The organism is Micromonospora sp. NPDC048169 (genome assembly GCF_040652815.1).
GTDB lineage: Bacteria > Actinomycetota > Actinomycetes > Mycobacteriales > Micromonosporaceae > Micromonospora.
Genome location: NZ_JBEZMS010000020.1, coordinates 61514 through 73662, shown reverse-complemented (window position 1 = coordinate 73662; position 12149 = coordinate 61514). Strand labels below are relative to the sequence as shown.

At 71.9% G+C, this 12149-nt stretch carries 9 protein-coding genes; 3 read left to right on the top strand and 6 right to left on the bottom strand.

Annotated elements, in window-relative coordinates:
• Positions 1–6: 6 nt before the first annotated feature.
• Genes AB0D28_RS18615 through AB0D28_RS18605 form a run of 3 tightly spaced genes read right to left on the bottom strand, consistent with a single transcriptional unit; the run spans position 7 to position 3548 of the window.
• Complete coding sequence (locus AB0D28_RS18615) at positions 7–1650, bottom strand: extracellular solute-binding protein (protein ID WP_357387245.1); 1644 nt, start codon at positions 1648–1650, stop codon at positions 7–9.
• Positions 1651–1689: 39 nt separating this feature from the next.
• Positions 1690–2616, bottom strand: a complete 927-nt coding sequence (locus AB0D28_RS18610; RefSeq protein ID WP_357387243.1) for a carbohydrate ABC transporter permease — start codon at positions 2614–2616, stop codon at positions 1690–1692.
• The gene (locus AB0D28_RS18605; RefSeq protein WP_357387241.1) at positions 2613–3548 is read right to left on the bottom strand and encodes an ABC transporter permease subunit; all 936 of its coding nucleotides are present in this window, start codon (positions 3546–3548) and stop codon (positions 2613–2615) included. Before AB0D28_RS18605 ends, AB0D28_RS18610 begins: the two co-directional genes overlap by 4 nt.
• Before the next feature lie 61 nt (positions 3549–3609).
• On the opposite strand from AB0D28_RS18605, the gene AB0D28_RS18600 reads away from it, so the two are divergent.
• A complete protein-coding gene (locus AB0D28_RS18600) occupies positions 3610–4638 on the top strand; it encodes an acetylxylan esterase (RefSeq protein WP_357387239.1) in 1029 nt (342 codons plus the stop codon).
• A 41-nt stretch (positions 4639–4679) separates the two neighbouring features.
• Complete coding sequence (locus tag AB0D28_RS18595; protein WP_357387237.1) at positions 4680–5720, top strand: DUF4034 domain-containing protein; 1041 nt, start codon at positions 4680–4682, stop codon at positions 5718–5720.
• Between the two features lie 57 nt (positions 5721–5777).
• On the opposite strand, the gene AB0D28_RS18590 is transcribed toward AB0D28_RS18595, so the two are convergent.
• Positions 5778–7835, bottom strand: a complete 2058-nt coding sequence (locus AB0D28_RS18590) for a caspase family protein (RefSeq protein WP_357387235.1) — start codon at positions 7833–7835, stop codon at positions 5778–5780.
• Between the two features lie 401 nt (positions 7836–8236).
• Here AB0D28_RS18590 and AB0D28_RS18585 point away from each other — a divergent pair, with 401 nt between their 5' ends.
• On the top strand, positions 8237–8635 hold the full coding sequence (locus tag AB0D28_RS18585; RefSeq protein WP_357387233.1) for a hypothetical protein: 399 nt from the start codon (positions 8237–8239) through the stop codon (positions 8633–8635).
• Between the two features lie 39 nt (positions 8636–8674).
• On the opposite strand, the gene AB0D28_RS18580 is transcribed toward AB0D28_RS18585, so the two are convergent.
• A complete protein-coding gene (locus AB0D28_RS18580; protein ID WP_357387231.1) occupies positions 8675–11044 on the bottom strand; it encodes a CHAT domain-containing protein in 2370 nt (789 codons plus the stop codon).
• Positions 11045–11134: 90 nt separating this feature from the next.
• The gene (locus AB0D28_RS18575; protein ID WP_357387229.1) at positions 11135–12094 is read right to left on the bottom strand and encodes a hypothetical protein; all 960 of its coding nucleotides are present in this window, start codon (positions 12092–12094) and stop codon (positions 11135–11137) included.
• Positions 12095–12149 lie beyond the last annotated feature (55 nt).

Below are 12149 nucleotides of genomic sequence, written 5' to 3'. Positions count from 1 at the left end.
CGCCGGTCAGCCGTGGTTCTTGCGGTACCGGTCGTACGCCTTGTTGACCAGGTCGGTGTAGGCCTGCGCGTTCTTGCCCCTCAGCTCCGAGACGTAGGCGTCCCACTCGCTCAGCGGCCGCTGGCCGAGGGCGAACTTCAGCGTGTTCTGGGTGACGTGGTCCTTCAGCGCGGTCGCCCACAGCGTCGTCTGCTCCCGCTCCTCGTCACTGAGCGGCGCGGGTGGCGGAGTCACCCAGGACGCGGCCTTGCGGGCGTTCATCTCCTTCTGGAACTCCAGTTCCTCGGGCGAGAAGAACGACTGCACCAGGTCGAGCTTGCCCCCGTAGGCGAAGACGCCGTTGTAGAAGCCGAAGTCCTTCTGGAGGTGCTTGGTGCCCTTGGGGTTGAGGCCGATGACGTTGACGTCCGGGGCGAGGGTGCGCTTGCCCGAGGCGTCCTTGGTGTACGTGGTGCCCTCGACGCCCCACTTGGCGAACTCCTGGCCGGCGTCGGAATACCAGAGCCAGTCGATGAACTGCATCATGGCCACGAAGTTCTTGCCGTCCCGGGCCTTGCTGGAGATCATCACGCCGTTCTCCAGCCGGCTCGCCGGGTTGACCGGCCCGGCCGGCCCGACCGGGAAGAGGATCTTGCCGAGCCGGGCGGCGGGGTTGATCTTCGCGATGTCCGGGCGGTAGTCGTTCACCAGCGTCTGCGCGTTCGTGCTGATCACGAACGACTTGCCGCTGGCGAGCTTCTGACGGGCCTGGTCGTCGGTCTGGGTGAACGTCTCCGGGTCGAGGAGCCCTTCGGCGACCAGCTTGTGGAGGTACTCCACCACCTGCCGGTAGCCGTCCGAGGCGCCGGTGAAGACGTACTTCCCGGCCCCGGCGTCCCAGCTCGTCGGCTGGTAGTTCCAGCCGGCGCCGGGCAGGCCGTGCGCCAGGGCGAGCATGTTCAGCAGGTTGCCGGCCGGGTTGGGCTTGCCGAACCGGTCGGAGAACGGGATGACGTCCGGGTGGGCCGCCTTCATCGCCTTGAGCATGGCGTACACCTCGTCCCAGGTGGTCGGGGACGGGATCTTCAACTGCTCCAGCACGTCGGTGCGGACCGCGAGGGTGTAGTCCTGCCAGGGCTTCTCGTGCAGTCCGGGCAGCAGGTAGAACTTGCCGTCCTCCTGCCGGAGCGTGTCCATCTCCGGCTGGAGCTTCCACTTCTCGATCTTGTCCTTGAAGTGCGGCATCAGGTCGAGGTAGTCGCTGACCGGCAGGATGGCGCCGGAGGAGACGTACGAGTTCTCCTGCGGGTGGTAGGTCTTCGGGATGATCATCGGGGCGTCGCCGGAGCCGACCAGCACACTGCGCTTCTGCTCGTAGTCGCTCAGCGGCACGGCGACCGGGTCCAGCTTGACGTTCGTCCGCCCGGCCAGCTCGGTCCAGAACAGCCACTCGGGCTTCAGCGGGTAGTTCGGGTGGTTGTTGTAGAGGATCGAGAACGTGACCGGCTCGGTGGCCTTGAACTGGTCACCGATGCCGTACTTCTCCATCGCGCCCGCACGGTTGCGGTCGAGGTTCTTCTTGTCCGGGGTGTCGTCGCCGCAACCCGCCAGGGCGACGACGGCGGCCGCGCCGCTGGCGAGCAGTACCTGGCGCCGGGACAGCTGGGCCATGGGTTCTTCCTTCCGGTGGTGGGGGTGTGGTGCGGGCGGCTATCCCTTCACGGCGCCGAGCATGATCCCGGAGACGAAGTACCGCTGGATGAAGGGATAGACCGCGAGGATCGGCAGGATCGTCAGCACGATGGTCACGGACTGGATGGTGGCGGCGGACTGGACGATGTCGCCCGCGCTGCCGAGGCCGCCGCCGGTCTGCGTGGCGTCGGTCGCGCCCGCGATGAGGTTGCGCAGGTAGACGGTCACCGGGAGCAGGTCCTGACGGTCCATGTAGAGGAACGCGGCGAACCAGGAGTTCCAGAACGAGACGGCGTAGAACAGCACCATCGTGGCGACCATCGCCTTCGACAGCGGCAGGACGATCCGCAGCAGCGTGCCGTACGTGTTCAGCCCGTCGACGGCGGCGGCCTCCTCCAGCTCGACCGGCAGGCTCTCGAAGAACGCCTTCATCACCAGCAGGTTGAACACGTTTATGGCGTTCGGCAGGGCGATCGCCCACACGGTGTTCTTCAGCCCCAGGCTGGTGACCAGGACGTAGTTGGGGATCAGGCCGCCGGTGAAGAACATGGTGAACACGGCGATCCCGACCAGCGCGGTGCGGCCGCGCAGGTGTCTCTTCGACAGCACGTACGCGTAGCAGGTGGTCAGCACGACGGAGATGAGCGTGGCGACCACCGTGTAGAAGACGGTGTTGCGGTAGCTGACCCAGAACGTCGGGTCCGACGTCACCACCCGGTACGCGGTGAGGTTGAACCCCCGCGGCACGAGGTTCACCTCACCCGCGACGATGTACGCGTTGTCGCTGAGCGAGCGGGCCACGATGGTGAGGAACGGATACAGGGTCACCACCACGACGCCGGTCAGGACGACGGCGTTCACCACCTGGAAGACCCGGTAGCCCGCTGTGGGCCGGGGGCCACGCGGCCGGGTGGCCGGCGCCCTCGTGCGGGCGCGCGTGCTCACCACAGGCTCGTCCCCACCGTGCGCCGGGAGATCGCGTTCGCCGACAGCACCAGCGTCAGCCCGATCACGGACTCGAACAGGCCGATCGCGGCGGCGTAGCTGAGGTTCCCCGAGACGATGCCCACCCGGTACAGGTACGTCGAGATGACGTCCGCCGTCGGGTAGGTGAGCGGGTTGTACAGCAGCAGGATCTTCTCGAAGCCGACGGCCATGAAGGTGCCGATGTTGAGGATCAGCAGTGTGACCATCGTCGGCCGGATCCCCGGCAGCGTCACGTGCCAGGTCTGCCGCCACCGGTTGGCGCCGTCGATGCGGGCCGCCTCGTACAGGTCGCCGTCGACAGTGGTGAGCGCGGCGAGGTAGAGGATGGTGCCCCAGCCGACGGTCTGCCAGACCTCGGAGGAGACGTAGATCGTCCGGAACCAGCCGGCCTGCTGCATGAACGGGACCGGCTCGCCGCCCACGGCGCGCAGCATCTGGTTCACCGCGCCGTCCACCGACAGCAGCTGGAGGACCATGGCGGCCACGATCACGATCGACAGGAAGTGCGGCAGGTAGGACACCGACTGGACGAACCGCTTGAGGGCGCGGTTGCGTACCTCGTTGAGCAGCAGCGCGAGCACGATCGGCAGCGGGAAGCAGAACACCAGGGTCAGCGCGCCGAGCACGAGCGTGTTCGTGAACACGTTCCAGAAGGTCGGGTCGGTGAAGAACAACCGGAAGTACCGCAGCCCGGTCCAGTACTCGCCGAAGAGGCTGCCGCCCGGCTGGAAGCGCCGGAACGCGATCACGTTGCCGAGCATCGGCAGGTAGCGGAACGTCAGGAAGAACAGCAGCGGAAGGACTGCGAGCGAGTAGAGCTGCCAGTCCCGGCGCAGGGCCCGCCGCCAGGGCGTACGACGACCGCGCGGGGTCGGGGATGCCAAGCTCATCCTCCCCACTGACCGTCGGCCGGAACTTTCCGGTAATGCGCTGTAAGCTTTTCGGAAATTTATGGGTATCGTTATCTTCGTGTCAAGAGCGTCGATTGATATCTCCCTCGACCAGCTCCGTCGCTACTCGCCGGACGTCGTCGAACCCGCCGACTTCGACCGGTTCTGGCTCGCCACCCTCGCCACCGCCAGGGCCACCCCGGTGCTCGTCGACGCCCGCCCCGAACCCACCTGCCTGCGGCTGGTCGACGTGTGGGACGTGACGTTCGCCGGCTTCGCCGGCGAACCGGTCCGGGCCTGGTACACCCGTCCCGCGGGGGTGTCCACGCCGCTGCCCGCCGTGGTGGAGTACCCCGGCTACGGACGCGGCCGGGGCCTGCCGGGCGAGCGGCTCACCTGGCCGGTGGCCGGTTACGCCCACCTGCTGGTGGACAACCGGGGGCAGGCCGGACTGTTCGGCCATGGCGACACCCCGGACCCGCACGACGCGCCCGGCGGGCCCAGCCCGGCCACACGGGGGATCCTGTCCCCGGACGACTACCACTACCGCAGGCTGATCACCGACGCGGTCCGCGCGATCGACGCCGTCCGCGCACTGCCCGGGGTGGACCCGGACCGCGTCGCCGCGGTGGGCAACAGCCAGGGCGGCGGAATCGCGCTCGCGGCGGCGGGCCTCGTCGGCGGCCTCGCCGCGCTCCTGGTCACCGCCCCGTTCCTGTGCGACATCCAGCGCGCCATCGAACTCACCGGGGCTTCCCCCTACGGCGAGATCGCCGGTTACCTGGCGGTGCACCGCGAGGCCGAGGAGGCGGTCCGGCACACCCTGTCCTACGTTGACGGCGTCGCCTTCGCCCGGCGGGCCACCGCCCCGGCGCACTTCGGGATCGGCCTGCGGGACGAGGTCTGCCCGCCGAGCACCGGCTTCGCCGCCTACAACCAGTACGCCGCCGCGAGCGGATCGGCCACGCCGCCACGGGAGATGCACACGTACCCGTTCAACGGCCACGAGGGCGGGGAGGCCTTCCACGTCCGGCGGCAGCTGCGGTGGCTCGACGCGGTGATCCGTTCCGCCGCGACGGCCGCCGGCTGACGGGCACACCGGCGAGGCCCGCGACATCTACCATCCTGATCATGATCTCGACCGTGTGGCGGCTGCTCACCCGCCAGATCGACCCCAACCTGGCGCAGGACGACGCGGTGCTGCGCGAGGCGTGCACGCAGGCGCGGTACGGCTCCGACATCGGACCGGCCCGGAAGGCCCTGGCCGCCACGCGGGACGACTACGACCGCCGGGCCCGGTACGTCCGTGTGCTGGCCGAGTCGACAGCCGGCGGGCTCGGATCCCGGATCGACAAGACGACCGGCCGGGTCGACACCACCGCCGCCTGGACCGATCGCTGGGCCTCGCGCGCGCCCGCCGACCCGGACGCCCAGCTCGTCCGTGCTCGTTCCCTGATGGCCCGGGCGTGGGAGGTGCGCGGCGGCGACTGGGCCGCCAACGTACGTCCGGAGCAGTGGGCCGAGTTCCGCCGCCTGCTGGGCCTGGCCCGGCAGGTGAACGATCTCGCGATGCGGCTCGCGCCGGACGACCCCACGCCGTGGGCGCACCGGCTGGACCTCATGATCGACCAGAGTGCGCCACTGGAGGACGTCGAGGAGACGTGGCGCGAGCTGACCAAGCGGGATCCCCGGCACCATCAGGGCCACGTACTCAGGCTGACCTACCACTGCCGGAAGTGGAGCGGCTCGCACGAGGCGATGTTCGGCTTCGCCCGCTCGATCGCCGCCACGGCGCCCACGGGCTCGCCACTGCTCGTGCTGCCGGTGCGGGCCGCCGCGGAGTGGGCACTGTGGGAGCAGGATCGCGAACCCGAAGGCGGCACCGCCGACGAGATCAGCGAGCGGTGGCGACAGGATCCGGTCATGCGGTCCGATCTCGACAACGCGCTGTCCCGGTGGTTCCACCAGCCGGCCACCCGGCACGCCGACTGGCTCGACGACGCGAACTTCCTGGCGTACGGACTGGCGCGCACCGGCCGCGACGCCGAGGCCGCACCGGTGTTCGCGTCGATCGGCCGGTACGTGACAGGCGTTCCGTGGGCGTGGTGGGGCGACGAGCGGGGCGACACCGTCTTCCTCCGCGCCCGTCGCCGCGCCCGCCGCGCCGCCTGACCACCTACGACGGGGGCGACTCGTCGACTGGGACGTCTCGGCCGCGCTGTCCGCCGTTCACGAGATCTCCGGCACCCGCGTGCGTACCGTCAGGACGCTGCTCGCCCAGTCCGGTGCCGCGGCGGGCGGGCGAACCGCCTCGCGATGAAGGGCGGTCATCCCCAGCCGGTCGAGAATGCCGGTGAACGACCCGGAGCGGCTCGGGCTCGAATCGACGGCCCTCTGGGTGCCCAGCGCGCCGAGGTGGAACGACGTGGCCGGGAACTCCTCCTCCGACACGAGCAACTGCAGGTAGTCGCGCGTCTCGGCCCCGGGCTCGACGGCGCGGTCCTCGGGCAGTTGGAAGGCGACCAGGCCACCGTCGAAGGCCGCACCGCAGTTCCCGGGTGCGATGATCCGGCCGGGGAACAGGTGCGGGTGGACGGCGTGCCGGTCGGTCAGGTCGAGCAGGACGCAGTAGAGCGGCCGGTCACTGGTGTTTCGGAGCCGGATGAAGACCATCGGTGGCGCCCACCGGTCGCCGGCGCGGGCGTACGTCAGCAGGACGGCCCCGTCGTCGCCGGGCTTGTACGGCGCCCGGTCGCGCGGTGCGCTGATCTCGCCCGGTTCCGCCGCCACCACCTCGATCTTGACCGCGTCGGCGAGCCGGGAGACCGGGTTCGCCAGGTTCCGGATGGTGCGCCAGCGGGCCAGGTGCTCCAGCCGGTCCACGACCGTGTGCACGTCGGCGCGGGTCAGGTCGTCCGTCAACGGCGTACCGTCGAAGGAGAGAACGCGAATGCGGCCGCCGCCGGTGGAGACCCTCAGATCGGGCATCGTCTCCGAGCCGTCGAGCGGGACCACCCGCAGATGCGGTGAGGGGGACCCGCCGGGCCCCGCGTTCCGCATCGCCTCGATGACGGCGCGGGCGGTTTCCGGCTCGTCCCGGCTCGTCCCCCCGACCGCCACCGTGACCGCGGGCATCGGCACCCGGGAGAGCACCACGTCGTACTGGCGACCGGTGTCGGGCGTCCAGCCGAGGGGTTCGACGACGCTGACCTCGGTCCGTACCCGGGTCACTCGCGCTTCGCGTACCGGGTTCTCGAGGTGTACGGCGACCCGCACGTCGTCGCCGGCCGCGGCCTTGATCCCATGGATCGACCCGGCGTTGATCTCCCAACTGCCACGCTTGAACCGCATGACGAGCGCGCCCGCCGGCGCCCGGAACGCGCCACCGAGAAAGGGCTGGTCGACGATGTCGTGGTCAGCCGGGTACAGCGTCGGCACCTGACGGTCCCTGGCGTTCTCGACGGCGCACCGGGCGGCGACCATCAGTTCGCGGTAGGTGGCACCGGGGCCCAGCCGCTCGATGGCGTCGAGCAGGCCGAGGGTGAAGATGCCGTTGCGCCGGTTCCACGGCCCGGTCTCGTACGCCTGCTGTTCGTCGCGGCACGCCGTGAGCGCCACGTGGTCGACGCCGGCCTGGTCCGGACCGACGTCTCGGCTACCGGCGGCGAGGTCGCCGCCGAGGGCGGCATCGTTCGTCGCGGCGACGAGCTCCGGTAGCAGCGACTCCAGCGCAGGCGGGCGCGTGGCGGGCTCGGCCCAGCGAGAGGCGACCGGCGCGATCCGGATCACCTCATCCGTCTGCGGGTCGGTGCTGGGGCCGGTCCTGGTGGCACCGGCCGAGTGGCAACTGTCGAGGACGACGGCGACGTGCGCGCCGCGGGCCGCGACCTCCGATATCAGCACCCGGAGTTCGCAGTCGAGGAGATCGGGCGGTGCGGTCCCGCCGGCCCGGCTGTCGTGGCACACGAGCGTCTGGCACCAGCCGCTGGGCTCCCGATACCACAGCTCCGGCGGCAGGGGCGAGCGTGAGCCGTGCCCGCTGAACCAGAACAGGGCGGTGTCGCCGGGGCCGGCCTGGCCCAGGTGCTCGCGGAACACCGCGACGACCGCCGCCCGGGTCGCCTGCTCGTCGAGCAGCGTCCGGACGTGCGCCTTCGGGCCGGATCCGAACCGGGCGTCGAGGAGCTGTTCCACCCGCCCGACGTCGTTGTGGCACCCGGAGAGCCGGCTCAGCCCGGGTGCCCGATACGAGTTGATGCCGACCAGCAGCGCGTACAGCGACGACACGGAGTTCCCGCCCTTCCCGATCCGCCGAGCGATTCGTCGGAGGTGACACAGGTATCTGACGGACCGGCCGCCCCGGTGACCGCCGACGATCTCGTTGCACAGAATCGCCACTGGTGCAAGACCCCACATCGGGGACAGGTGGACGTCGGAGGGGCATTTGTCGAGTTGGTTCACGACCCGTCGCCGGATGACCCTCCGGCGACGCGGGCCGGCCCCGCCGCCGGGTCCGACCGATGTGGAGCGATCCACTGAAGAGACTGAATGTGGCTCCCCGGGCCCAGCGGTGCGGCCGCGTTGTCGCGTGACGCCCCGTACCGGGGGCAGGCTGTGTCCGTCCGATCCCGCCGGCCGTGGCGCGATCGGAGACCATCCCTGACGAATCTGCTCTGGAAGGAGCCGCAGTGGGTGCTTCGGCAGTGCGGTCCCAGCAACGGGACGCGACCCGGATGCCCGTCGCTCGCCGGGCTCCCGCGCCCGGCGCGTCGCGGCAGGTCGCACCGCTTTCGCCGGCCGGCCTGGACCCGCGGGTCGACGCGGAGCTGACCCGGCTCGCCGCCCACGCCGTCGAGGCGATCGAGGAACGGATCGGGCGGGGCGAGTCCGCGGCCGAGGTGGTGGCCGACGTCCTCGCCACCGTCTTCGGGCGGGGGAGCGTGGCAGCCGATGTCGAGCATGCCGGCACGGACCCGGGCGAAACGGTGCTGGATGCGCTGAGCGGGCATGTCGACGTGGACCGGATCGCGGCCGCCGCACTGAAGATCGTCGGCGCCAAGGCGGGGCCCGGCCCGGTCGCCGGCTGACGCGGTGGTCAGGCGGACACGGCCGGCGGTGGCCGTCGCCTACCGGCCGTGGTGGCTGACCCCGGCCCACGCGGCGACCTCGGCGTATCCCGCCTCGCCCGCCTCCGCGCGTAGCTGGTCAGGCATCGAGTGCGGCGCCGTGCGGCCGCCGTCGAGCATCCACAACTGGGCGCGGCGCAGCGCGTCCGCCGGGGGCAGCCCTTCCCGCCGGAAGTGCGAGGTCATGAAGGCGAGCAGCGGCGCCGAGGAGCCCGGCGCCGGCCATCCGGCGGCGAACACGGTACGGGCGCCGCCGACCAGGTACGCCGTCGCCGCCGCGAACGCCGGGTCGTCGGCCCCGGCGACCTCGGCCCCGCCGGGGCGGGGCGGCAGTGTGACGACGTCCGCCCCGACGGGCCGCGTCAGGATCGCGTGCGGCGTCAGGCCGGCGTCGCCTGTCACCTCGGCACCGGACGCCACCGGCCCTCGCCAGGCCAGCTCGCACAACAGCCGGGCGGAGACGATGTACGAGAGGGCGGCCTCCCGCACGGCGTACCGGCCGTCCGGGGCGCGGGCGGCCTGCCAGGGCACCGCGGCCAGCGCTCCGGGCGCGACGAGCGTCAGCCGCGCCGGGCGGCCCGGATCCGGGGCGCGGCCCAGGGCGTGCAGCAACGGGCCCATGGCTGCCCGCCACGCCCACTCGCCCGTCTCCGCGGAGCACGGCCCGGCCGCCGGCGGCACGGTGAGCGCCGGCAGCTCAAGCGAGAAGGGCGCTTCCTCGCGCGGCACGACGACGGCGAGGCCGCCACCGCTGCCGTCCTCGGGCAGCAGATGGACGAGCGCGTCCCGGCCCAGCGCTGCCAGTGCCGCGCGGATCTCGTCGAAGCTCGTCGGGCCGAGCAGGCGACCGACGGCAGGTGTCGCGGAACTCGTCAGCGCGGCGGTGGCACGCGCGGCGCGTCGTGCCCCGGCGACGTCCAGGACGCCGTCCACGGCCGTCCAGCCCGCGGCGAGGTCGGGCTCACCGGCTGCGGTCAGCAGCTCCGGAACGGTAGCGGCCACCGTCGCCGCGTACAGGAGCATGTCGCGGCCGGTGTCCAACGCCGTCCCGGCGGCCTGGACGTCGTTCTGGGCCAGGCACCAGCGTGCCACCTCCGCGGCCGTCGTCGCCCCGTCCCGCGCGATCGTGACGGCGTCCTCCGTACCGCTGCCCAGCAGCACCTGGTACGCGTACCCGGACAGGCCACGCAGGCCCACGTCGCAGGCGGCGCGGGCGCTACCCGCTTCGAGGTGTGCGTGAGCCAGGGCGTGTGCGGCCGGCGCGAAGACCGGGTGGCCCGGCTGGGCCGCCTCGCGCACCGCAGCGGTGAGCTGGTCGACCGCCCGGGTGAGCGCGGTGTCGTCCCGGCCGACCCGGTGGGCCAGCGTGAGCGCGTGGCCGAGCACCATCCGTACGGCGGGCAGCCGCGGGTCGTCCTCGGTAGCGACCCGGACGGCGCCGGCCAGGTCGTCGATGCCACGGCGCAGCAGGTCGAGGTCCTGGCCGGTCTGGGCCTGCGCGACGAGCCGGCAGCCGTCGGCGATCAGCCGAGCCACGTCGTCGGCGGGCGTGGCGGCGTCATCGGAGGCCGGGGGCGGGCCGGCGGCGATGGTCGAGAGCAGGCCGTCGAGCTGAGCCTTGTTCTGCTTGACGTGCTCAAGGAGGTCGGCCACACCCGGGTGGTCAGCGGGCGTGCGGTCGAGTGCCTCGCGCATGCTCCGGAGCGCCTCCTCCGCCGATCGGAGGTCCTGCCGTTGCGCCGCGTCGATCAGCCGGGCCGAGGCCTCCAGGAACTCGCCGGTCGACGCATGCTGTCCGTGCTTCCACAGCTCCCTGCGGGTCGACCGGGCCTGATCGAGCAGATCCTCCACGGCGGCTCGATCGTCGGGGGCGGCGATCTGCGCCGCCAGCGCCGCCTTCATGAACGGCAGCATCGCGGCGTGAGGGCTGTCGGGCGGAACGCTGATCGACGAGAGCCGCGTCAGCGTGCCCTCAAGGTCATGGGCGGGTCCCCCGCGCAGGGCGCCGGCCAGGTCGGTCATGACGCCCAGCATGGCGCGGTCACCGGGACTCGACGGGTCGTCCTCGGCCTCGTCGAGAATCCGCTGGAGCGGCCCGACGTCACCGGGCGCGCCGAAGGCGGCCTCCTTGGCTCGCTGGGCGGCCAGCACCCGTGCCACCTGGGCGCGGTCGGCGGGGCTGCCGCCGGCCGCCGCGAAGTCCGACTCGGCGCGCGCGAGTGTCTCCGGCCGGCGGTCGTGCTGATGGAGACGGGCGTACGCCATGGCGCGGGCGAGCCGGTCACCCGACTCGGTGAAATGGTCGATGGCGTCGGGGAGGTCGTCGATCGACATGCCGACGATCACGTTCAACAGGTGCTCGCCGTCCATCTCCGGTACCGGCCTTCCGGTGCGTCGCCCTCGGCCCGCGACAGAACCGGGCCACATCCGTTCCTGACGGACAGCGGGGCGCCCGCCGGGTCACGGCTGCGCGAACCGCCACCCCACGCCGTAGCCGCGCCCCTGTCGCAGCCGCCGGAACTCCGACACGACGTCACCCGCGCCGTCCACGCTGAGCCGGTCGTGCCGGCGGTCCGGATCGTCGAGCAGCCCCTGCGGCAGCCCGTCGATCCGCCACAGCGCGGCGGGTTCGCGACCGGCGAAGCGGACCCGCACCAGTCCGTAGTCGCAGGGATCCAGCGGAGTGATCACGTAGCGGTCGCGGATCCGCTGCCCGGGCGCCACCCGGAAGTGCATGCACAGCTTGTGGTTCCGGTCGGCGCTCAGCGTCTCGGGCAGGGCGAGCCGGACCTCGAAGTGGCGGTTGCCGTTGCCCCGTTCGACGCTGCGGATACGTGCGCCGTAGAGCACGTCGATGCGGAGGTCGGCGCCGTCCGAGCTGTCGGTGTCCGGGCGGGGCAGGTCGAGCCGGACGACGATCTCGTCGAGATCCCGGGTGGCGACGATGGTCCGGGCCTCGTACAACTCCGGCGTCGGGGTGTCGAGCCGCAGCAGCGCCTCCAGCGACCGGACCCGCCACCCGGAGTCGAGATCCCCCGCGAGGCGCGTCGCCCAGTCGGCCTCCGCCGCCGCGGCCAGCAACTCGGTCACCTGCTCCGAACGGCGCCGGGCGGTCCGCATCTCGTATCTCTGCTCCCGGCCCAGCTGAGCCTGCCGGGTGGTCAGGTCGGCGTAGGCGTGCTCGGTGTCGAGGGCGTAGGTCAGCTCGACCACACGGACCAGGTCCGCCGGCAGGTCCCGGGCCAGCGAGAGCAACGTCCGCCCGACCCGCTCACGCACCACCCGGTCCGGGTCGGTCGGCGTGGTCCCGCTCAGCTCGTGCAGCCGTGGTCCCACGAGCCGGCCCAGTGACGCGCTCAGCAGGCCCCGCCGCCGGCGAAGTTCAACGAGTTCCCGGTGGAGCTCGTCCTGAAGGGACACGACCGCCTCCCCGGTCCGTCAGTAGTCGTCAACCGGAACCGTACTCTGTGGGGTC